Here is a 23,273-nt window from a genome sequence, read left to right as displayed (position 1 = left end):
ACAAAATAGAAAGGTTATTAATCGGATTAAGGGATTTATGAGGCTGCGGCAAAACTAACACGACGATAAATTTCTAGCAAGGGAAGTTCAACGTTTAAACTCTCCAGAGGGATTATTTGACTAAGTTGATCGTAGGTTTGTAGTTGCCAGCGATCGCTCTGTGCGAGTCTGAAATATTGCTCAATGTAGGGTTCAGTTTGGCTAACGAGCAGATATTCACAAAAACTTGGCAGGGAACGATATTTTCTAAATTTATCACCTCGATCATAGGCTTCCGTGGCGGGGGAAAGCACCTCTACAATAAATAAAGGATTAAGAATTTCGTCTTTGCGATCGCCGTTAAATTCCGGTTCATGGTTAACAACCATGAGATCGGTATAGGTTCCACAATTATATTCAGGAATCCACAGCCGCAGATCGCTGTTATACAGGCGAAAATCCCTATCTCTTAATAAAAATCCCAAAAAAACCGAGATATTGATCGCGATCGCGCTGTGGGTTGCGGTTCCTCCAGGCATAAGAATCATTTCTCCATGGCAATATTCATAACGTTCCTGAGAAGTTTCAGCGATCGCCCGATATGCTTCCAAAGTGACAGGGGTTTTGGTGACTGTCGCAATAGTCGGTTTTTCTTGAGCGATAATCATGTTTGTCTTTCTCCGATATTCTATTAATTAATTTTATGGTTATTTTTTAGGGATTGTGGGGAAGCGATCGCTTTTTATCAAAATAGAATAGAAAGAGCGATCGCAGTTTTTCTGAGGTGAGAGAGAAAAATTTTTTAAGAGCAAACTATCGTTAATTTGATTGTATATGTTATAATCGGGCCGTTGGTTTTAACAAAAATACTACACTGTCCTCAATGCCTCATCTATCCTTTGAGTGGGATAAGCAAAAAAATCAAACCAATCAAAAGAAGCATGGTGTTTCCTTTCAAGAAGCTGAATCTGTTTTCTATGACGAAAATGCTATTCAGTTTTGGGATGATGATCATTCAGAAATGGAAGAGCGATTTTTATTATTGGGTAGAAGCTCAAAAATGCGAATTTTATTAATTGTTCACTGTTATCGAGAAGAGGATTCTGTTATTAGAATTATTTCTGCTCGAAAAGCTACTCAAAAAGAGTCTCAACAATATCGAGGTTATTGTTTATGAAATCAGAGTATGATCTCGCTAATATGAAAAGTCGTCCTAATCCTTTTGCTCAACAACTCAAGCAGCAGGTCACTTTACCTTTAAGGATTGATGTCATTGATTTCTTTGAAAAAAAAGCAAAAGAAAAAGGAATTTCTTATCAGGAATTAATTGATTTATATCTTCAGGATTGTGTGACAAACGACCGAGAAATTTCTTTTTAGCGATCGCTTTTTATCAAAATAGAATAGAAAGAGCGATCGCCTTGTGATCATCAATTAATAAAACAATAAAGTTCTGGAAAAATGAGCCAAGCCAGTATTCAATATTTATCCGATAAAAATGGCGAAATGATTGCTGCTATTGTCCCTATCGATTTGTGGCGAGAGATTGGGTCTGAAGAGTCGGCTGTATAGTGATCGCTAACCTTATTATAACAGATAATGTTATTAATCTCTATAGTCAGCGATTCCCTCTGGCGATTGGGCAATCGAAGGTAATAATGGATACTGGCAGAAAAAAAGTAAGTCAGTCTCTTGTCACTGGATTTCGACTGCCAAAGCAGAGATAGCATCTAACAGGCCTATCAGCGAGATTCTGTCTTTGATTGATTCGTAGGAGAAGTGATGTTCGGGGAGGTGGCTAAGAGTCCAATGGAAGCGAGAAATTAACCTCCTCGTAAATGAATGAATATCGCTGGAAGTACCTCATCTCTACGCTCGATAACAGATTTATGTTGATGTTCTTCTGAAAACTCTTCTATATACTTATTGAGATAGTTTTTGATTTTCTTAAATGCTGACTTTAGATGCCGATTATAATCTTTTTGCTCATCGACAAATTTATATTTAAGAAAATTTTCAGGAACTTTACTAAAGAAATCTTCTCCTCCCTCTTTTAAGATAGCACGGACAACACTAAAATCAATATTATTATCTTTTTCTTTTGCAATAATACTCTGGCAAACTGCCATAAAAATTTTTGCTAAATCCATCCATTCACTAATACAATGAAAAAATATACTCCTAAACTCTGAGACGTTAAAATTGTCTTCGATAGCAATGTTCTCGATTTTCAATGAATCAGAATCGCGCTCTATCTTTATTAAAGTTGTTTCCTCTCCTTCAAGTCGAGAACATCCTTGAGCGATTGCCCAACTACAGACAAAGTAATTAAAAGATTCTTTCAGATGCGTTGAAGCATCTTCTTCTGAATGATAATTATCACAAAGTTCAAGCATTCCTAATGCAAAAAAGTATAGAGATGAATGCTGACCAAACAAATCTATAGTTTTTTTTCTAGACGGTTTTTCTGTTGATTGATGAACGAAATTTCTTTTTATTAATTTAGATTTAATATTATAAATTTTGACTGTTGAATCACTTGATCTATTGTCTGCATTTCCTGTTATTGATTCAGATTTAATAACATCATTTTTAACATTTGAATCACTTGATTCATTGTCTGGAGGAATTAAATTTAAAAAGGGGGGACGTGCAATTTTAATTGTAGATACTAAATTTTGCTCATCCAAAAAAAGATTATCTGTATAATCTCGATAACATTCTTGACTTGCCTCTTGATAATTAAGTAATCCATTATCGATTAATTTTTTTGCCCATTTAATACAAGTGTTTTTATCAAATGTTTGTGCTTTATCACCTATATAAGCTTGGATTAAGTAACACCAGCTTTGATATAAAGAGACTTTAGCGCATAAGTAAGAATCTCCTTCTCTGGGTGAATAATAAACTCTGGCTTTTCCAAAAGATACAAGAGATGGATATAATTGAAAAACTGACTCTTCCTTTAAAAAATTAGGAAAGAACAAAGACAGTCGGGCTTTCATTATATAGATTTTTGTCCAATAATAGTATAAAGGTGAAAGATTTCCTTGAGCTATTTCACCAATCCTAAAAAATTCTAGCAATCTTTTTTGTAGTTGCTCCTCAGCTTTTTCTATGTAATCATTACATTCATCTATTAAATCTTGTTTCTCTCCTTTTCTTCCTTCAGATTTATTTTCATCACTTAAGAAACTATATTCAGCCCTGCATAAATAATAACTAGCCTTAAGAAAATGACTGAAATTATTCTCATGACTTTTCAGGCGTTCTAATAACTTTCCTGATTGGTTGACCAAACCTTCGTCAAGATATGCTTGAATAATAAATAATTGAGATTCGTAAGCAATTTTACTCCATTTAGATTTGCCTTCATAATATTTAAGAATTGTTTCGTTTAGATGTTGCTCCATTACTAATAGAGAAAAAGGATAAGAGGTTAAATATTTTTTTCCTTTAATTAAATTCTCTTTTTCTTCAATACGTTTTTTTAATTCTTTAAGATAATCTATTGGTTTAATGCCTGTTTGTTCAATTAATTTTAGACGTGCGTGGAATCCCGACATAGCTATAGATTCGATCAAGTCGAATCCTAGATAATCACTCTCAATAATATCCGAGCCTTCAACATAGCAATCAAAATCATTATTTTCTTTATTTTCAAGTAAGTCTTTTAAATCATCTATTTTGATCAATCTACCTCTCGATTTTGACCAAACAGATGCCAAACTATCACCACCAAATAATTTATCCTGAGTATAAACTTCTTGGATGACAGGAAAGTAACTATTTAAACAAGGAATATCCCAGAGTAAACCCCGATTAAGTGCTTTACGAACTAATGATAAAATACTTGAAATACCACTTACCTGTTCAAAAAAATCGATATTTTCTCCTTCGATTTTTAAACGGAAGTGAATCGTGACTTGATAAGCATTATTCTTTTTGAAAATATCAAATGCTGCTTTGGTCGCTATAATATCTGGGTCTTTTTTTAATAAGTGTTCATTGATTAAAGTGTCATCATTTTCAAAAGGAAGTGGTCCCACTTTTTTGATTTCTAAGTATCTAAAAGTAATCGGTATTTGATCGGAAATTATTTTATTGTCAATGATGTTAGAAGTTAACTGTTTAATCCACTGATCAGATAATTGATAATTCCATTGTTTTTTATAGGCTTCAGTAAACTGACTAAACTGACTTGAATTTTCTGGTAATATATTGGGAAGATGATATCTGGCAATTTCTAGCCCAGATTGAACGGCAATGAGTGTAATCTCATTTATAACTCTTTCCTGTACTTTCTCAATTACTTTATTGTTCTTGTCTAGCCAATCTTTTGAGAATTTATCCTTAATTACTTCTTGAACTAAATTGTTCAGATATCCTTTTTTAATCGTCGAAAGAACGGAATCTTGTTCCTTGCTTCCTTGCACTTTAGCTATATGGGTAAATTTATCTTCTGAACAATCTGATACTTGATTAGAAGATATAGTATAATCATTAGACAAATTAATAAAATTTTCCTCTATGTAAGCTTGAAAATCAACAGGTAAGCCTAATTGTTTCTTCTCTTGACGTGAAAGTTCACAATATTTGCGAATTGCTTTAATTTTATCTAATTGACCCAGAACTTTTGGAAGTTCGTCTTCATTTTGAAGTTGGTCTTCATTTTTAGGTTTATGACTAATGTCTATGTTTTTTTCTATCCCTTGAAGAATCTCGACTAAACGACTTAACGTTAAGGGAGGAACATTTTCCTCTATCTTCTTATTTAACCCATTTAAGACTCTTTCCGTAAATTTCCTTCCTGCGTCATTTCCTGCATATCCCCATTTTCTAGCAATATCTACTGTTGCTATATCTCCAATATCTGGACTATCTGGACTATCTGGACTATCTGGACTAATTTTGATGCCCGCTAGTTTGAGAAGAAAAAAATAAACTCTTTCGTCTCGCTTAATATCTTCATCATCTCTTTTTGGTGGTCTTGGCATGATTTGCTTGAGTTTAGCTCTGATATAAATGTTATTGACACTCCCTGTGCTAAAGCGACGGGGATTCTTGCTTCAAAGAGACTACTTGCTTAGACAGAATCTTCCCAATCTGGGTTAACCCTTTGTCCGGTAATGGTTTGAGCCTTTTGGCTGACCGAAAATGTCTAAGTCCCAATCGTCTTTTAGCAACCGTCACCTAGTATAGCACACTGGCTGGACAATTAGAACGGCAAAGTAGAGTATAGACCGGACAATACCGTCCAAAAAAAGTGCTAAAAAGTCCTAAGCTGGGTAGAAAACAATCTTTCAATCTTTCAGAAGCAATTAACAAAACTTTATAAATCCTCTAAACTATTGTACCAAAAGGGTTTTGGCTGTTGGACTATTATGGCGGATTCTTGACGCCAAAAAAAACTCGAAGGATAATAAGTGGAAGTTCTAAATTCACTTTCCTTCGAGTAATCTACATATGTTCAGTGTACACCAAAACGGTTTCTTTGTCTTCGATAACCCTTGGGGCGATCGCTGGTTGCAGGGTTTACAGGATATTACCCAAGCAACCCCCGTTATCCAAACTAACGGACAGACTATCTATCCTATCAAAGCAAATCCTGACGCTATGGGAAAAAGTGATGCACAATCCCCCGGAATTGGGCTTTTACCTCATACAGAATGGTCTTATAAAGCTATCCCTCCTAAATACCTCTGTTTGCGCTGTAAAACTCCGGATCGTTGGGGTGGGGGTGCGACGACTTTGGTTAAGTCTGATGACTTAATGCGTCACTTTACCCTTGAGGAGCAAAATTTTATCGCGACTCAACCTCAATATTTTATGTCTAAGGACGGCAAAGAAAGCTTTTTTGCCCCAATCTGGCAACGAGATGCCGAAATCATCCGCTTTAGCTACAATGTCCTGGTTTATCGGGAATTTAGCCCCGATCTTAGTAAACCGAAACCGATCGCTTCTGGTCTAAACTCCCGTTTAATGGCTTTATGTGATAAATTTCTGGCACTGTTTGAAATCTATCACGTTCCGCTCTATTTAAAAGCAGAACAGATCTTGATCATCGATAATTATACTTGTCTCCATTCTCGCCAATCTTACATTGACCCCAATCGCTCTCTTGAACGGGTAATGTTGGCTTAATCTTGTTAGTTGCATAAGAAATAGACTTGATATATGTATGGTGGGCAATGCCCACCATCTGTTATTATGAGGGGTAGATAGGGTCTTCCTAAAAACTAATCAGGGATTCAAAATACGTTCGCGGTGGTAGGGTTGCTTAAAAATGTTAGAATCCATACAAAAAGCACAATCTCCTTTAGCTTTGGCCCCTGCGTTGGCAGCTGCCATTAAACGAGGCGAAGAAGCGAAGAAACGGTTCCTATCTAAGCAAGGCGGAACCTTAACCAGCGCTGAGGTTTGTAGTGTTTTAGCCTGTAGTTCTTTGGAATTAGAAACTATGAGGCTCAATCATCAGGTCTTAGGTTTATCTGTCAACGAGGAATTAGTTTATCCCGCTTGGCAATTTATTGATGGCAAAGTTTTGTCAGGTTTAGACCAAGTGTTAGCCGTTTTAAAAGAAGATGGTGCTTGGACACAAATGCTCTTTCTGCTTACGGGTGATATTCGTTTAGAGGGAGCAACCCCGCTAGAAAAACTCCAAAAGGGAGAAATCGAGCCAGTGGTTTTGGCCGCTAAGTGTTACGGGAGTCATAGCGCGGCGTAATGGGTTTGCCTCCTTCTGTTTGTGGGTTAGTACGTTTGAGAATTAGTTCACCAATTTTATCTTGAATGTCGGGGTGAAGACCGTTCGGCTGATCTCACGGCCGAAGCCCTCGCTTTTAGCGACGGGATGAAACCCCGACCAGTATAAAACAGCACTTCGACAAGCTCAGTGACACGAAGCACGACATTTCGACACATTTCGACAGGCTCAATGTAAAGGCTCAATGTAAAAGCTCAGTGTTTACAAAATCTTGACAATTTGTGCTATACAAGTTAGAATAAAATAAGTTGTTTGAGGTCGATAAACAATGATTGTCTTAGAAATGAAAGCCGTGGTCAAACCAAGTCAGTGTTCTGCCATTGATGAAGCTATTCGTACAGTACAATTCATCCGTAATAAGGCTTTAAGGCTTTGGATGGATGCCAAGAGAGAAGACAAAATCGATAAATATTCTCTCAATAAATATTGTGCGGTTCTTGCCAAACAGTTCAAGTTTGTCGATACTCTAAATTCTACTGCTAGACAAGCATCGGCAGAACGAGCTTGGTCAGCTATTGCCCGTTTCTATGATAATTGTAAGAAAAAGGTTAAAGGTAAAAAGGGTTATCCCAAGTTTCAGAAAAATAATCGTTCTGTGGAATATAAAAACTCCGGATGGAAACTATCGGAGGATAGAAAGAAAATCACTTTCACAGATAAGAAAAACATTGGCACGGTTAAACTAAAAGGAACTAGAGACCTAAACTTTTACCCTATTGACCAAATTAAACGAGTTAGGATTGTTAAACGAGCGGATGGTTATTATGTCCAATTCTGTCTTAGCGTTGATATTCGGGAATATGCTAAACCCCTAGAACCAACAAAAAGATGTGTGGGATTGGATGTAGGTTTAAAAGTTTTCTACGCTAACAGTGATGGGGAAACGGTAGAGATACCGCAATACTATCGCAAGGCAGAAAAAAGATTAAATCGACTGAATCGGAAGAAATCTAAAAAGTTTAGAAAAGGTCAACCCCAATCAAACAACTACCAAAAAGCTAGAAAGAGATATGCTAGAAAGCATTTAAGAGTAAGTAGGCAACGTAAAGGCTTTGTCGAAAAAGAGGCATTGCGCGTCATTAAATCTAACGATTTCATCGCCTACGAAAACTTAAATATTCAAAGCATGGTAAAAAACTCTAAACTTGCTAAATCTATTAATGATGTGGCTTGGTCTATTTTTCGACAATGGTTAGAATATTTTGGTTTTAAATATGGTAAGGCTACGGTAGCAGTAGCCCCCCATAACACGAGTCAAAATTGTTCTAATTGTGGTCAAAAAGTCCCTAAATCTCTATCTACGAGAACCCATACTTGTCCCCATTGTGGTTATGTAGAAGATAGAGACATTAACGCCGCTATCAACATTCTCAAAAAGGGACTAAGTACGGTGGGACACACCGAAACTAATACGCTTGGGGAGAGATTCCCTCTGGTTTGGCTGGATACGTCCTGCCAGATTAAGGAAACTCAGTGAACCAAGAATCCCTCGCTTTTAGCGATGGGAGTGTCAAAAAAAATAATATCTCCTGCAAGAATCAAAAATCTTCAGTAGCAGACAAAAGATAAGAGATAAGGGACTTGCGTAGGAATAATATCCCAGCCAGAAAATCGCTCTGTAGAAGAACCAGACCAGCCAGATGGCACATTATCAAAGCGCAAGTCCCTAACACCTCGAAGGCTCTCCCCCTACTTAGGGTGATCAGCAAACCTGATCGATCGGAGGGCGCAAGCATTGCGCCCCTACAGTAACGGATTTTGTCCACAATGTAGGGGCGAACTGCGTTCGCCCAAAAGGTACATTATCAAAGCGCAAGTCCCTAACTATCCTATTTATAAAACCTAAGATTATGTCAAATTTATCCGGGGTTTTAGATATTTTGACCCGATAGCGGCTCGATAACTTACTTTTGCAGGAGATCACTGATCCTCTTGCCCTATTTTGGTAAAATCAACTATAATGGGGAGAAGTTAATCTTTGCCAAGCTTGAGCAGACTTAAACCAATCCCTCAGTGAGCAAGTAATTGAATCCTATGCTTAAAATTGCCCTTTTTGGAACCAGTGCCGATCCTCCTACTGCCGGTCATCAAGCCATACTAAAATGGTTATCGGAACAGTACGATATCGTTGCGGTTTGGGCCGCCGATAATCCCTTTAAAAATCATCAAACCAGTCTCGAACATCGTCTGAGGATGTTAAATTTGCTCATCCGGGATATTCAACCCCCAAGGGATAATATACAACTGCGACGAGAATTAAGCGATCGACGTAGCTTAATTAGTGTGGAAAAAGCGCAAACAATTTGGGGAGAACAGGAGGAATATACCCTAGTCATCGGTTCTGATTTAGCTGGACAAATTAGGCACTGGTATCGTAGCCAAGAATTACTAGAAAAAGTCAAAATTCTCGTGATTCCCCGTCCAGGATATCCTATTAACCAAGATGATATTAAACAACTGCAAACATTAGGGGGTGATTGTCTGATTGCCGATGTATTTGCTCCGGCTGTATCCTCAACAGATTATCGAGAAAAAGGCGATAAACAGGCTGTTCCCGCACCGATTAAAGATTATATCGAAGGTCAAAAACTTTACGCATGAAACCGCAAAAGACCCTAGCTAATAAATCTCTAGCTGATTTTAAAGTGGGAGTTGATAACGTGATCTTTTCCGTTGATACCCAATTAAATCGGCTGCTAGTGCTTCTGATTAAACGACGGGAAGAACCTTTTAGTAATTACTGGAGTTTACCCGGAACTTTAGTTAGAAATGGGGAATCACTGGAAACGGCAGCCTATCGAATTTTAGCCGAGAAAATTAGCGTCAATAATCTCTATCTGGAACAGTTATATACTTTTGGCAGTCCAGAGGGAGATTCCCCGGCAGCGGCCGAGAGTTTTGGGAAACGTTATCTATCGGTGAGTTACTTCGCTTTAGTGCGGTTTGAAGAAGCAAAGTTAATCACTGAACGGGATTATAATATCACTTGGTATATGATTGATAAAGTGCCAGATTTAGCCTTTAATCACGGTCAAATTTTGGAATATGGCTGGCGAAGATTACGCAATAAAGTAGAATATAGTCCCGTCGCTTTTGAGGTTTTACCAGAATTATTTACTTTAAATGATCTTTATCAATTTTATGAGACAATTTTAGGTAAAAATTTTAGTGATTATTCTAACTTCAGAAATCGGCTATTGAAATTAGGATTTCTCAAGGATATGGGTTTAAAAGTCTCTCGTGGTGCCGGTCGTCCTGCTAGTTTATATCGCTTTGATGAAAAAGCTTTTGCTCCCTTTAAAGAGCAACCGTTAGTTTTTGTTTAAATAGGAAAAAACATGAGAATTGCTATCGCTCAATTAAATCCCATTGTTGGAGATATCGAAGGAAATGCCCAAAGAATTTTAGAGGCCGCTCAAACGGCATTTAATCAGGGAGCAGAATTACTTTTAACTCCGGAATTATCCCTCTGTGGTTATCCTCCCAGAGACTTGTTATTAAATCTGGGTTTTGTGGAGAAAATGTCTCGACAATTGCAATTATTGTCCCAACAATTACCAGAAAAGTTAGCCGTCTTAGTCGGTTTTGTCGAAAAAAATCCCTCGGCAACGGTCAGGGGAGAAAAGCCGCTATTTAATAGCATAGCTTTGTTGAAAAGTCAAGAAATTAAACAAATTTTTACTAAACGTTTATTGCCTACCTACGATGTTTTTGATGAGGATCGTTACTTTGCTTCTGGGAAAGAAAGTCAATATTTTCAACTAACAGAAAATAATGTAAAAATCGGTGTAACTATCTGTGAAGATGTTTGGAATGATGAACAATTTTGGGGTCAGCGTCAATACGCGGTTAATCCCATCGCCGATTTAGCTAATTTAGGAGTGGATTTAATCGTTAATCTTTCCGCTTCTCCCTACAGTGTCGGTAAGCAAAAATTGCGAGAATCTTTATTATCCCATAGTGCCACTAGATATAATTTACCTATAGTTTATGTCAATCAAGTGGGAGGTAATGATGATTTAATTTTTGATGGTGACAGCGTGGCTTTTAACAGACAAGGAGAAGTGATTTATCGCGCCCAAGCATTTACTTCTAGCCTAGAATTAATCGAGTTTAATCAAGATTTGTTACCCGCAGTTATTCATCCTTTACCTGTCAATGAAGATGAGGAAATTTATCGAGCCTTAGTCTTAGGAGTGCGAGATTATGTGCAGAAATGCGGTTTTAAACGGGTAATTTTCGGCTTGAGTGGTGGCATTGATTCCAGTTTAGTTGCCGCTATTGCCAGCGACGCATTAGGTAAAGAAAATGTTCTCGCTGTGATGATGCCTTCTCCCTATAGTTCCGACCATTCCATTAGTGATGCGGTGGCTTTAGTTAATAATTTAGGTATCAAAAGTGAGAAGTTAGCAATTAAAGAAATTATGACCGCTTATGATCAACTTTTAGAGCGGCTTTTCGCTGGTACTGATTTCGGTATTGCTGAAGAAAATCTTCAGTCACGCATTCGCGGTAATTTATTAATGGCTCTCTCTAATAAATTCGGACATTTACTATTATCCACTGGCAATAAATCAGAAATGGCGGTGGGATATTGCACCCTTTACGGTGATATGAATGGTGGTTTAGCAGTGATTGCCGATGTGCCGAAAACGAGGGTTTATTCCCTCTGTCGCTGGTTAAATCGGCACGGGGAAATTATTCCCCTTAATGTGATTAATAAAGCTCCTAGTGCTGAATTAAAACCCAATCAGAAGGATCAAGATTCTTTACCTCCCTACGAGATTTTAGATGCTATTTTAGCACTATTAATCGATCGCCATCAATCCGCCGAACAAATTATCGCCGCCGGCTTTGAGCCTGAAATTGTGCAGAAAGTGATTAAATTAGTTAAAAATGCCGAATTTAAGCGCAAACAAGCCCCCCCGGGACTAAAAATTAGCGATCGCGCTTTTGGCACTGGTTGGCGAATGCCTATCGCTAGTCGCTGGGGTTAGGGGGGTTTTTCAGTTATCAGTTATCAGTATTAAATAGCAGTTTTCTACGGGTGTATCTCGTTTTTGTAAATCTACGAAGTTGGGATTTTTAAGGGGAAACTCTCTTTTAAAATTGGGCGTTACTTTCGATTTTATCACTCAATCCAAGCTTTTGGGGGGTTCTACCCCCCAAACCCCCCGTTGGGGGCGTGGCGCCGCCCCCAAACCCCCCGCGCATTAGTTTTTCGGTGGGATGCTTACACGCGATTGTTCATATTTTTGTACTAATTTAAGAGTCACTGATAATTGCTGATTGTCGGTATTTCTGCAAATGTGAGATGCACCCGTTTGCCACTGTCTTTTCACTGATTACTGATTACTGATCACTGTTTACTGATTACTGTTCACTGAAAGGGGTATTCGTGAGAGAGGAAGGGTAAAGGGATTAATTCTCCTGTTGCCTCGCCGATTTGTACTTTTAAACCCTCTCCTCCCGCTTTTGTTTTCACATAACCCAAGCCAAAATCCTCCAGCACACTGGTGAGTAAACCGACTTTTTGCGCTTCTAAAATAATCGGGGTATTGCTGGGGACGGGTTGGCTGAGTTTTATGCCCCAAAGTCTTTGTTTTACGCCTTTATAGGTGTTGAGACGGGCGATAGTTTCTTGACCAATATAACAACCCTTATCAAAGACAATCGCTCGCCATAAACCGGCCTCTAACGGGTTATAATCTTCGGTTAATTCTCGATCGACTGCCGGTCGGCCCTGATGGATTCTCAGGTATTCCCACACCTGCTCATCGGCGGGAGTAACGCCATTTTTTATTAAATTTTCCCAGAGGGGACCGGCTTCGGCGGCGGCAACGATTAAAGTATATCCGGGCAGATCTAAGCCGGTGCCGACGGCCACTCTCAGGGGGGGGTCAGAAAGGAGATAATGACTATGCTGCACCCCCGTTAAAATCTGCTCTGGAATGGCGATTTTTTGCAGGTATTGCCCGCTTTTAGCACCGATTAGGGTGACAATGGCAAAATTATCGGTTAAGTCGCTAATTTCCACTTTATCGAAGGGGAAAATATAGCGATCGATCAATTCCAGTAAAAATTGACGACGTTGGGGAGAAACGAGGATGAGGAGGGAGTCATCGCCAGAGTAAACTGTGACAAAATCGAGAGTACGACCGGTAGAGTTAAGGAAAATTGTCTCACAACCCTGACCCGGTTTCAGGCGATCGATAGCGTTACTGGTTTGATTGTGGAGAAAACGCAGTCGGTCCTGGCCTTTTAATTCTAATAAACCCCAATCGGAGCGATCGATTAAAATTGTTTGGGATGCTAAACTTTGGGGATCATTGCTGTAATCTTTGAGAAAATTAGCGGCATACTCTGCCTTGATCGTGTCTAAATCTGCTTTCATTGGGGTAAATTAGCGAATAATCGGTTAATAATGCGCTCGGTTTTCGTTTCCAAACTCTGCCAATCTAGTTCACCAGTGGGATCGAGGAGACTGGTATCGATGGTGACGCTCTCTCCTTCATCGGTGGGATAATCGAGAAAACAGACTTGAAAACAAAGTTCCCAAATATTTACAGTAACGGAGCGATCGAGATAAGTCAAACAGAGCAGATAACTGGGATAGGGATCTTGAATTTCTGTATAAGTTCCTTTCCAGAGGGAATTTTCTAACTGTTTACGCAGATTATCCAGCACCCGAATAAATGCCGGCTGCATTAATAATTGTGCCTGTTCCCAAGCGATAATATCTTTAAATTTTGGATTCATCTTATCAGTTATCAGTTATCAGTTATCAGTTTACTGTTTACTGATAACTGATAACTGATTTAGGCTGTTACTAGGGTTGCTTCCTTAGCTGCCATCATTTTCATTAGGTCTAACATCCGGCAGGAATAACCCCACTCGTTATCGTACCAAGAGACGACCTTAAAGAAATTGGCATTAAGTTGAATGCCAGCTTTAGCATCAAAGATACTGGAATGGGGGTCGGTGATAAAGTCACTCGATACCACTTCCTCATCGGTATAACCGAGGATACCTTTCATCGGTCCTTCGCTGGCGGCTTTCATAGCGGCGCAGATTTCCTCGTAACTGGTGGCTTTTTCGGTTTTAAAGGTTAAATCCACCGCCGAAACGTTGGGAGTTGGTACACGGAAGGCCATACCGGTTAATTTGCCTTTTAGGGAAGGAATAACTAGGGTTACTGCTTTGGCTGCTCCCGTGGAGGAGGGGATAATATTTTGACCAGCGCCGCGACCACCGCGCCAATCTTTTTTCGATGGACCATCCACGGTGGGTTGAGTGGCGGTCATCGAGTGTACCGTGGTCATTAATCCTTCCGCTAGTCCGAAGTTATCGTTAATAACTTTGGTGATCGGGGCTAAACAATTGGTGGTACAACTAGCGTTAGAGACGATCAGATCCTTAGCGGGATCGTATTCATTATCGTTAACGCCCAGTACAATAGTACGAATTTTGTCGGGATCTTTGGTGGGTGCGGAGATAACCACCCGTTTGGCCCCGGCTTCTAGGTGTTTTCCTGCCCCTTCCGCGGTGGTAAATAAACCGGTGGACTCGACCACATAATCGGCCCCGGTTGCACCCCAGGGCAGTTGAGCAGGGTCTTTAATCGAGTAACAGGGGATAAACTTACCATCCACGACGATGCCATCTTCTTTCGCTTCTACCGTACCCTGAAAACGTCCGTGGGTGGAGTCGTATTTGAGCAGATAGGCAATATTATCGGAGGGAACCAGATCATTTATACCAACAAACTCGAAATCAGGATTTTGGATACCCGCCCTAAAAACGAGGCGACCGATACGACCGAATCCGTTGATGGCGACTCTTACTTTTGTCATGAAAAAAACTCCTTTGCAGCTGCGATAAGCTTAGGCACGATCAAGAAACAATAATTTGAGAATTGATTGGCCTCTAGAGAATCACTATATATGCTAATCAGCTTTTGTTGCTCGCTAGATGAAGTATAGAAAGATTTTAAGTTTCAGTCCTTCCAAGATAAAAAATCATCAATTTGCTATCCTAGTAGTCCTCACCACCGGCATCGAGAAGGCCTAATTAGGCTCTTCCCGACAAACTAGGGTGTAACCATATAGTATTTTGGGAAAAGCTGACATTAAAAAATAATTAAAATTTTTCTGAGAATTATTGTTACCTAAGTTAAGAAGATATTAATTTTCCTTTAAAAGCGATTTAAAAACGCCGCCCGACTGACATAAATTCCCCTGGCCGGATTGGCAAAATATAGCTTATTTTAATAGTTTTTTACGCTCCGAAAGGTTAGACTCTTGATTACAGTTTGAAAACTGACCGAGGGTTAACCCTCTCGATAATCTGGAGAAATTGTCTATCAACTCTCTTAATCTCATCCTTCATAGATATCGGAGAAATATTCATGGTATCCGCACCAGAAAGACCCTTAACAGAGCAAAATCCCCTTTCTCAAGACGAACTCTATAAAACCCATGCCTATTGGCGCGCTTGTAACTATTTAGCTGTAGGTATGATTTATCTGCGCGATAATCCCCTGCTCAAAGAACATCTTAAACCCGAACACGTTAAGTATCGCTTACTTGGTCACTGGGGAGCGAGTCCGGCCTTAAGTTTTACCTACGTTCACCTCAACCGTTTAATCAAAAAATACGACCTCGATATGATTTTTATGGCAGGTCCCGGCCATGGGGCGCCGGGGGTACTCGGTCCGGTTTATCTAGAAGGAACCTATTCGGAAATTTACCCCGATAAAAGTGAAGACGAGGAAGGATTACAAAAATTCTTTAAACAATTTTCTTTTCCCGGTCACATCGGTAGTCACGTCACCCCCGAAACCCCCGGTTCTATCCATGAGGGCGGCGAACTGGGTTATAGTGTTTCCCATGCCTACGGTTCTGTTTTTGACAATCCCGACCTAATTACGGCCGTGGTGGTGGGTGATGGGGAAGCAGAAACCGGCCCCCTTGCCACCGCATGGCACTCGAATAAATTCCTTAACCCGATTCGCGATGGTGCGGTACTGCCAATTTTAAACTTAAACGGTTATAAAATCGCTAATCCCACCATTCTCTCCCGTATTTCGACCCACGAGTTAGAAAGTCTCTTTGTCGGTTACGGTTACACTCCCTACATCGTCGAATGTAAGGAGGATGAAGACCTCATGCACTGCCATCAAAAAATGGCCGCTACCCTAGAACACTGTATCAATCAGATTCGCTCCTATCAACAGGAAGCTCGCAGCACAGGAGTGGCTAAACGTTACCCCTGGCCGATGATTATCCTCCGGTCTCCCAAGGGTTGGACAGGTCCAAAAAAGGTTGATGGTCATAAAGTGGAAGGATTCTGGCGCGCTCACCAAGTCCCCATGGGTGCCATGCACGAAAACCCGGACCACTTGAGAAAATTAGAGGAGTGGATGAAAAGCTATAACCCGGAGGAATTATTTGACTATGCCACGGGTCAATTTAAGCCGGAATTTAAAGAACTCGCTCCTATTGGTCATCGTCGCATGAGTGCTAATCCGCACGCTAATGGCGGATTGCTGCGTAAAGACCTAAAAATGCCAGATTTTCGTCAATATGCCGTAGATGTCACCCACCCGGGCCAAGTGGAAGCGGAAAACACGGGAGTGATGGGGGTATTTTTGCGGGATGTAATGCGAAATAATATGACTAATTTTCGCGTTTTTGGTCCCGATGAAACTGCTTCTAATCGTTTAGCGGCTCTCTATGAAGTGACTAAAAAAGCTTGGTTAGCTGATACCTATCCGGAGGATTTAGATGGTAGCCAATTATCTGCCGATGGTCGGGTGATGGAGATGCTGAGTGAACATACTTTAGTCGGTTGGTTAGAGGGTTATTTATTATCCGGTCGTCACGGTTTATTTCACTCCTACGAGGCTTTTGCCCACGTTATCGATTCCATGTTCAACCAACACGCTAAATGGCTCGATATCTGCAAAAATCATGTGCCTTGGCGTGCTTCTGTTTCCTCTTGGAATCTGTTATTATCCTCGGTGGTTTGGCGGCAGGATCACAATGGTTTTAGTCACCAAGACCCCGGTTTTATCGATTTAGTAACCAATAAAAGTGCCGACGTGGTGCGGGTTTATCTTCCCCCCGATGGGAATTGTTTATTAAGTGTGACTAATCACTGCCTCAAGAGCAAGGATTACACTAATATTATCGTTGCTGATAAACAGAAACACCTGCAATACTTGACCATTGAAGAAGCAATTAAACACTGCACTAAAGGTATCGGTATTTGGGATTGGGCAAGTAACGATGATGACGGAACCAATCCCGATGAACCAGATGTAATTATGGCTTGCTGTGGGGATATTATCACTAAAGAATCTTTAGCGGCCACGGCAATTCTGCGGGAGGAATTCCCTTACTTAAAAGTTCGCTTTATCAATGTGGTTGATCTGTTTAAATTACAGTCGGAAAGTGAACACCCCCATGGTTTATCGGAACGGGATTTTGATAGTTTATTTACCACTGATAAGCCAATTATCTTTAATTTCCACGGTTATCCTTGGCTGATTCATAAACTTACCTACCGTCGCAGTAATCAGGAACGTATTCATGTGCGTGGTTACAAGGAAGAAGGGAATATTAATACTCCCCTAGAATTAGCGATTCGTAACCAAGTTGATCGTTTTCATCTAGTAATTGATGTGATTGATCGCGTGCCAAAATTAGGTTCTGCTGCCGGTCATGTGAAAGAACGGATGAAAAATGCCATTATCGATAATCTCGATTATGCTTTTACCAATGGCATCGATAAGGACGAGATTACTAACTGGAAATGGCCCTATTAATTAGGCTAGAAAGTGGTTTAGGTGATGATAATTTATTAGTTTATCGATAAATTTCATCTTCCTATTCCACCTAAATAAAATATTATTTGAGTTTAATTATGGTGCAATTAATAGAGTTTGTATATAGCGGTTTTCACAGAAGTGAGTCCCGATTGAAACACTGAAATGCCTATCTATCAAGGGATTTACCATAGCAATTCAGTTTGAGATGTCAATGGGGAGAATGAGTAAGTCTAACTCATACCAATTCTCCAAAATCTGACTAAAAAAATTTTCATCCCCCCAGCATCTCCATCCCTCTTAAAAAAAGGGAAAAAGGGGGACTTAAATTCGATGATTTGATCTGTAATTTCTCTGGGCAAAAATTGCTATTAACTACCCGGAGGGGGAATTACAGGAATTTCGATACCGTCCGGCGCTAAGGGGGGAGGTGGGGGGGTTAGTTCTGGCTGATAAACAGGTTCAGGCGTACTAACTAAGGGGAGATTGTCCACCACGGGAAGACGGGGAGTAATGGGTTGCGAAAACATTGCTTGAATTGCCGCTTTTCTGGTTTCTGGAGGTTCCAAAGCTTGCTGCCAGAGACTTTCATAAAAGAAGAAAATCACCCCTAAACCCCGTTGACGAGCAGCCAATACCTTTTCTTCAATCAAGGGTAGGGCAATCGGTCGATTGCGTAAACCGGTTAAAACCCCCACACCGGTGGGGATAGTTTGCTGGGTTTCTTGAATTTCGGGACGCTCTAATTGTTTGAGAAAACTGGGCAGATCGGGACGATAAACCTGTACGATTAACTCATCGACTAATCCTTGCCGCACCCAAGCGAGCCAATCCTGTAAATGACCATTATAGGCGAATTCGTAGGGATTAGGGGCGATCGAAAGCAGTATATTCGGTTTAACTGCCTGAATTGATTCTTTGAGATTAGCCAGAAAAGCGGTGATTTTATCGGCCCGCCATTTTGTCCATTCGGGATCCCGGGGGTTAGCCGGAGGTGTTTTTTCCGTTTCCTGTTGATAAAGGGCGATAGTATAGGGATCATAGCCGAATTCATTCGGTAAACTCAGATGATCGTCGAATTGGATGCCGTTAATATCGTATTGTCCCACCACTTCCAAGACTAACTCCCGCAGAAAATTCTGCACCTCGGGACGGAAAGGATTCAACCACACCACCTCACCGGCTGCCCCCACCCAAGTGGTCCCCCCGTCGCGTTTTTGAGTTAACCAGTTCTGATGTTTTAAGGCTAATTCTGAGGTGGGAGGGGCCATAAATCCGAATTCAAACCAAGGAATGACCAATAATCCCCTGCCACGGGTTTGTTCCACCAATTCTGCCAAGATATCTTGTCCCTGCGCTCCCGTAGGCACAAAAGGCTGTATTCCTTCCCGTTTCGCGATCGCGCTAGGATAGAGAGCATAACCGGAATTCCAGACCACGGGATAGATAGCATTAAAATTAAGATTAACTAATTGCTCGATCGCCTGTTGTCGTTTATCCCTGTCCATCAGCATCGCAGTATCGTTGGTGGTAATCCAAACACCGCGAATATCGGTATCCCGACTTTGAGAGAAAGCGGTAGAAAAATAGCCTAAGAATACGACTATCAGAAAAGATGCTAAGAATAGTAGTATAGGGAACTTTTTAAGAATTTGCCGCCAAACGCTAGTCGGAATTAGAAAAGTCATTTCTTTAGGGTGAAGATTAACGGTTTTAACTGGTTATAATAACAGCTTTGCTCAACTCTTTGAGGCTAGATTGACCCAAAATATATATTTACCTATTTCTTCACTCGCGACAATTGGCCTTGAGGATAGAAATAATCAAGACGAATATCGAATTGATCTAAGGCCACTAATAACCTATTGGAAGGACGAAAAAGAAATAAGTTGGCCTGGGGAATTTCTAGGACTTCTTTTAACTTATCGGTATCGGGGTTAGTGGTAGTCAGGAAGTATTGTACATCAGCATTAAGACGATAATTAAGGGAAAGCAAATCACCTAAGTTAGTCCAGTCATTACCTTCGTCGCTGATAATAATGGCATTGGGTACAGCATTAATTTTTCTGGCAACTTCGCCATTCCAATAACTAGGAACTTTTGCCCAACTGGTTTCGGAAAGAGCATTATTAAAGTTCGATATTATACTAGCAGTTAACAAAAAAGTCAAGATAATTTTACCTAAAAATTTACCTTGATTAAGCAATTGTGACAAGAAAAAAGCCACAGTTATATAGATAGTGGGAAAGGATGCAATTAGATAACGGGTGACAGTTGATCTAGTGGTGGTCAAAATTAGATCGGGAATGACTAAAGCTAGGAAAGGTACTAGGGTTGAGGTAATCAGAAAAGTAAAAACTATCGGGTTATTGTAGCGATAAACTCGCTCAAAAGCATAGATAATTAAGATTAAAAAAATCATTCTATATATATAGGTGAAGATGTTATTAAAACCAAAATCGCTATCGCTAAATGGAGAAGTAAAAGTTAAGAGCCATAATTTACCGAACAATCCCCAATCGAGATAGTTAACGGCAGCCCAACTGGTGGAGTTAAAGGCCCTTTGAGAGTTAGTTAAAAAAACCCGTAACCAGGGTATATATAAAATTATCATTGTTAACCCAGATAACAGGAAAAATATCAAGTTATTTTTTCGCTCTGGTTTCATAAAAAGATACCAAATTATCAAGGTTGCTTGAGCAAATAAGTTGAGAATAAAAAAGAGATGGGTGTAGAGTCCGAGAGTATTAGATAAGGTATATAAAGACCAATTAACAAGAGTTCTTTTTTTGAGGCATTTTAACAGCAGTAATTGACTGATTATCGTTAACAAAACTAAAAGACTATACTGACGAGACATTTGAGCAAATATTATATCAACTGGAGACAGTGCCAATAAAATTACTGCTAAAATTGCCGTTAATTTTGATGCAAATAATTCTAGGGATAGATAGTAAATAAATGGCAGGGAGAGAAGACTAAAAACAATCGCTAAACTGCGGGAAGAAACGGGAGAAAAACCGAATATTTTTTCCCAATAGCGAGAGATAATAAAGTATAAAGGTGGGTGTTGAGGGTCTTCTTTAGCGAGAGATTTTATTGTGTCAAAAACATTGCTTTCGGGTTTCAGTTGTTGAAATTTTCCTAATTCTGTGGTAGATAAAAGACGATTTTGAAAGATAGTATCGGCGATTTCCTTTGCTTGATAACCAGTGGTTCTAATCGTGGTATAGGATTCATCATGCCAATAGATTTTTTTATCGATATTTGCCCAACGAAAAACGACACCGAGAGTTAGGATAATTACCAAAAGTATTAAGAGCCAATTGGGAGTTTTATAATTAATATTTGCTTTCATTTTAATAATTAGAGCGACTTTGTTTAAGATTGAGAAACTTGGTAAATTCTGGTTGAAAAAGTAGCTTAATTGTGTTAGTGGGACCGTTACGGTGTTTAGTAATAATTACTTCAGCCACACCTCGATCGGGACTATCGGGGTTATAATATTCATCTCGGTATAACATCATAATTAAATCCGCATCCTGTTCGATCGATCCTGACTCGCGTAAATCGGACATCATCGGTCTTTTATTATTGCGAGATTCCACAGCGCGACTTAACTGAGAAAGAGCAATTACTGGAGCATGAATTTCTCTCGCTAAACCCTTAAGACTGCGGGTAATTTTAGAAATTTCCTGAACGCGATTATCACCTCCCCCTTCCATTAATTGCAGATAATCGATTAAAACTAAGCCTATTTGTCCCTTTTTTTCCGCCTGTAAACGGCGCACTTGGGAACGCATTTGAATCACACTTAAATTGGCACTATCATCGATATATATGGGCAACTTTGATAACTTATCTAGTCCATCAAGAACCTTCTCTAAATCATTTTGTCCCAAACGGCCTGAGCGAATCCGATTACTTTCGATTTTAGCCTCATTCGATAACAAACGTTGGGCTAATTGTTCCTTAGACATCTCCAAACTAAAGACAGCCACAGGTAAATTCTGTTGAGCGATATTATAAGCAATATTAAGAGCAAAAGAAGTTTTTCCCATGGAAGGCCTCCCCGCGATAATAATTAAATCCGAGGGTTGTAAACCACTGGTCATCGCATCGAGATCATAAAATTGAGTTTCGATACCGGGTAGAGTGGTGGTCTCCTGCATCTTCTCAATTTCGTTAAAAGTTTCGATTAAAGTATCCCCCAGAAAAATTAAACCCTCCTGGGGTCGTTTTTGGGTGAGACGAAAAATCTTTTGTTCCGATTCATCGAAAACATTTTCTAATTCTAGCGTCGTATCCCTGGCTAACTCGATAATTTCTCCCCCGGTGGAAATTAACTGACGACGCATATATTTATCCATCACTAATTCAGCATAGCGATCGATGTTGGCAGCCGAGACAGTGCGCTCAATTAATTGTAACAATCGCGGCATTCCCCCGATTTCTTCCAGCAGATGATTATCCTGTAACCAACTGCTAACCGTCATTAAATCCGTCGGTTTTCCCTTCCCTTGTAAAGCAAGCGCCGCACGATAAATATCTTGATGGGTTTTCACATAGAAAGCTTCTGGAATTAAAAAATCACTGATTCTACCTAACGCTTTTGGATCTAGCAAAATACCACCTAAGATAGATTCTTCCGCTTCAATATTTTGGGGGGGGAGGGATTGATCGCTAATCATTGTCAATGCTGACTGTGCTTTATCATTAATTATAGTCATTCACCCTAATTAAATACAAATGTTCAGGTTAATGATAGGATTCAGGAGTCAGGAGACAGTATTCAGGAGATTGTTTTTATTTATTCTCCCCACATCCCACACCCCACTTCCCCACTTCCCCACACCCCTTGTAAACAGGATTTAGTATGACTTTAATGGACTCCTCGGCGCTCTCCCCGGCCGTTTACTTTATTGGTGCAGGACCCGGAGATCCGGAATTATTGACGGTAAAAGCCTATAAAATTCTCCAAAAAGCCGATGTCATCCTCTTTGCTGATTCCCTCGTCCCCCAACAGATTCTTGAGGACACCCCTAAAGATGCCGAGTTAATTCCCACCAGTAGCATCACCCTAGAAGAAATTATCCCTTTAATGATCGATCGCGTGCGTCGGGGTTTAGCGGTGGTGCGACTGCAATCGGGGGATTTAAGTCTCTATAGTGCCATCCAAGAACAAATTGAGCTTTTGACAGCAGCAGATATACCCTTTCAGCTAATCCCCGGAATTAGTGCCTTTCAAGGATTAGCGGCTAAATTGGCCCTAGAATTAACGATTCCGGAATTAGTCCAGACAATTATTCTAACCCGGGTGGAAGGAAAAGCCTCTCCCATGCCAGAAAGTGAAGAATTAGCCTCTTTAGCCGCTCATAAAGCCAGTTTATGCCTATATTTAGCCGCCCGTCATGTTGACAAAGCCCAGGAAAAACTCCTAAGATACTATCCGGCAGAGCAACGGGTGGCCGTTTGTTTCCGTCTCGGTTGGCCCGACGAAAAAATCTGGGTTGTCCCCCTGTCAGAGATGGCCAAACTAACCCATCGGGAAAATTTAACTAGAACTACCCTTTATCTCATTAGTCCCGCTTTAAACCAGATTACAGGAACTCGATCGCAACTTTATCACCCGCAACATTCCCATCTTTTCCGTCCTCATCCTTAGGTATTTTCTGGGAAGTCTATCGAAAGAAACACTGG

18 protein-coding genes are annotated in these 23,273 nt (G+C 40.1%); 10 read left to right on the top strand and 8 right to left on the bottom strand.

Features of this window, described 5'->3' with window-relative positions:
* Positions 1 to 35: 35 nt before the first annotated feature.
* Positions 36 to 647, bottom strand: coding sequence for a Uma2 family endonuclease (locus ACQY1X_RS08855; protein ID WP_110578544.1), 612 nt, complete (start codon positions 645 to 647; stop codon positions 36 to 38).
* A 215-nt stretch (positions 648 to 862) separates the two neighbouring features.
* Here ACQY1X_RS08855 and ACQY1X_RS08850 point away from each other — a divergent pair, with 215 nt between their 5' ends.
* Together ACQY1X_RS08850 and ACQY1X_RS08845 are read left to right on the top strand one after the other, a co-directional pair.
* Positions 863 to 1,156 carry a BrnT family toxin gene (locus tag ACQY1X_RS08850; RefSeq protein ID WP_002776536.1) on the top strand — a complete coding sequence of 98 codons (294 nt, stop codon included), beginning with the start codon at positions 863 to 865 and terminating at the stop codon, positions 1,154 to 1,156.
* A complete protein-coding gene (locus ACQY1X_RS08845) occupies positions 1,153 to 1,359 on the top strand; it encodes an antitoxin (protein ID WP_287628807.1) in 207 nt (68 codons plus the stop codon). The genes ACQY1X_RS08850 and ACQY1X_RS08845 overlap by 4 nt, the downstream gene beginning before the upstream one ends.
* Before the next feature lie 443 nt (positions 1,360 to 1,802).
* Here ACQY1X_RS08845 and ACQY1X_RS08840 read toward each other — a convergent pair whose 3' ends face one another.
* The gene (locus ACQY1X_RS08840; RefSeq protein WP_430015605.1) at positions 1,803 to 4,976 is read right to left on the bottom strand and encodes a hypothetical protein; all 3,174 of its coding nucleotides are present in this window, start codon (positions 4,974 to 4,976) and stop codon (positions 1,803 to 1,805) included.
* A 469-nt stretch (positions 4,977 to 5,445) separates the two neighbouring features.
* Between ACQY1X_RS08840 and ACQY1X_RS08835 the strand changes: the two genes are divergently transcribed.
* The 6 genes from ACQY1X_RS08835 to ACQY1X_RS08810 all read left to right on the top strand — a co-directional run bounded on the left by ACQY1X_RS08835 (position 5,446) and on the right by ACQY1X_RS08810 (position 11,742).
* Positions 5,446 to 6,123 (top strand): TauD/TfdA family dioxygenase, encoded by a 678-nt coding sequence (locus tag ACQY1X_RS08835; protein ID WP_430015604.1) that lies wholly within the window; start codon positions 5,446 to 5,448, stop codon positions 6,121 to 6,123.
* Positions 6,124 to 6,265: 142 nt separating this feature from the next.
* A complete protein-coding gene (locus tag ACQY1X_RS08830) occupies positions 6,266 to 6,706 on the top strand; it encodes a hypothetical protein (protein WP_430015603.1) in 441 nt (146 codons plus the stop codon).
* A gap of 307 nt (positions 6,707 to 7,013) precedes the next feature.
* On the top strand, positions 7,014 to 8,222 hold the full coding sequence (locus ACQY1X_RS08825) for an RNA-guided endonuclease InsQ/TnpB family protein (protein WP_430015602.1): 1,209 nt from the start codon (positions 7,014 to 7,016) through the stop codon (positions 8,220 to 8,222).
* 557 nt (positions 8,223 to 8,779) lie between these two features.
* On the top strand, positions 8,780 to 9,346 hold the full coding sequence (locus tag ACQY1X_RS08820; RefSeq protein WP_316577873.1) for a nicotinate-nucleotide adenylyltransferase: 567 nt from the start codon (positions 8,780 to 8,782) through the stop codon (positions 9,344 to 9,346).
* A complete protein-coding gene (locus ACQY1X_RS08815) occupies positions 9,343 to 10,071 on the top strand; it encodes an NUDIX hydrolase (RefSeq protein WP_193960686.1) in 729 nt (242 codons plus the stop codon). The genes ACQY1X_RS08820 and ACQY1X_RS08815 overlap by 4 nt, the downstream gene beginning before the upstream one ends.
* A gap of 12 nt (positions 10,072 to 10,083) precedes the next feature.
* On the top strand, positions 10,084 to 11,742 hold the full coding sequence (locus ACQY1X_RS08810) for an NAD+ synthase (protein ID WP_287727928.1): 1,659 nt from the start codon (positions 10,084 to 10,086) through the stop codon (positions 11,740 to 11,742).
* A gap of 383 nt (positions 11,743 to 12,125) precedes the next feature.
* On the opposite strand, the gene ACQY1X_RS08805 is transcribed toward ACQY1X_RS08810, so the two are convergent.
* From ACQY1X_RS08805 to gap, 3 genes are read right to left on the bottom strand one after another with little or no spacing between them, the layout of a single operon-like run.
* Positions 12,126 to 13,139: a YgfZ/GcvT domain-containing protein gene (locus ACQY1X_RS08805; RefSeq protein ID WP_430015601.1), complete on the bottom strand. Its 1,014-nt coding sequence runs from the start codon at positions 13,137 to 13,139 to the stop codon at positions 12,126 to 12,128.
* Entirely contained in the window at positions 13,136 to 13,504 is a 369-nt protein-coding gene (locus tag ACQY1X_RS08800) for a hypothetical protein (protein WP_002740015.1), read from the bottom strand. Before ACQY1X_RS08800 ends, ACQY1X_RS08805 begins: the two co-directional genes overlap by 4 nt.
* A 59-nt stretch (positions 13,505 to 13,563) precedes the next feature.
* Positions 13,564 to 14,598: a type I glyceraldehyde-3-phosphate dehydrogenase gene (gap, locus tag ACQY1X_RS08795; protein ID WP_002783019.1), complete on the bottom strand. Its 1,035-nt coding sequence runs from the start codon at positions 14,596 to 14,598 to the stop codon at positions 13,564 to 13,566.
* Positions 14,599 to 15,152: 554 nt separating this feature from the next.
* Between gap and ACQY1X_RS08790 the strand changes: the two genes are divergently transcribed.
* On the top strand, positions 15,153 to 17,573 hold the full coding sequence (locus ACQY1X_RS08790) for a phosphoketolase family protein (protein WP_002739607.1): 2,421 nt from the start codon (positions 15,153 to 15,155) through the stop codon (positions 17,571 to 17,573).
* A 371-nt stretch (positions 17,574 to 17,944) separates the two neighbouring features.
* On the opposite strand, the gene ACQY1X_RS08785 is transcribed toward ACQY1X_RS08790, so the two are convergent.
* From ACQY1X_RS08785 to dnaB, 3 genes are all read right to left on the bottom strand, one after another.
* Positions 17,945 to 19,261 carry a family 10 glycosylhydrolase gene (locus ACQY1X_RS08785; RefSeq protein ID WP_430014407.1) on the bottom strand — a complete coding sequence of 439 codons (1,317 nt, stop codon included), beginning with the start codon at positions 19,259 to 19,261 and terminating at the stop codon, positions 17,945 to 17,947.
* 92 nt (positions 19,262 to 19,353) lie between these two features.
* Positions 19,354 to 20,931 carry a glycosyltransferase family 39 protein gene (locus ACQY1X_RS08780; RefSeq protein WP_430015600.1) on the bottom strand — a complete coding sequence of 526 codons (1,578 nt, stop codon included), beginning with the start codon at positions 20,929 to 20,931 and terminating at the stop codon, positions 19,354 to 19,356.
* A gap of 1 nt (position 20,932) precedes the next feature.
* A complete protein-coding gene (dnaB, locus tag ACQY1X_RS08775; RefSeq protein ID WP_430015731.1) occupies positions 20,933 to 22,264 on the bottom strand; it encodes a replicative DNA helicase in 1,332 nt (443 codons plus the stop codon).
* Positions 22,265 to 22,449: 185 nt separating this feature from the next.
* Here dnaB and cobM point away from each other — a divergent pair, with 185 nt between their 5' ends.
* The gene (gene cobM, locus ACQY1X_RS08770) at positions 22,450 to 23,238 is read left to right on the top strand and encodes a precorrin-4 C(11)-methyltransferase (protein WP_430015599.1); all 789 of its coding nucleotides are present in this window, start codon (positions 22,450 to 22,452) and stop codon (positions 23,236 to 23,238) included.
* Positions 23,239 to 23,273 lie beyond the last annotated feature (35 nt).

This window comes from Microcystis protocystis FBCC-A270, assembly GCF_050500235.1.
In the GTDB taxonomy this organism is placed as follows: domain Bacteria; phylum Cyanobacteriota; class Cyanobacteriia; order Cyanobacteriales; family Microcystaceae; genus Microcystis; species Microcystis ichthyoblabe_A.
Note: the sequence above shows the minus strand (reverse complement) of the source record. Positions and strands in the feature narration are given on the sequence as shown.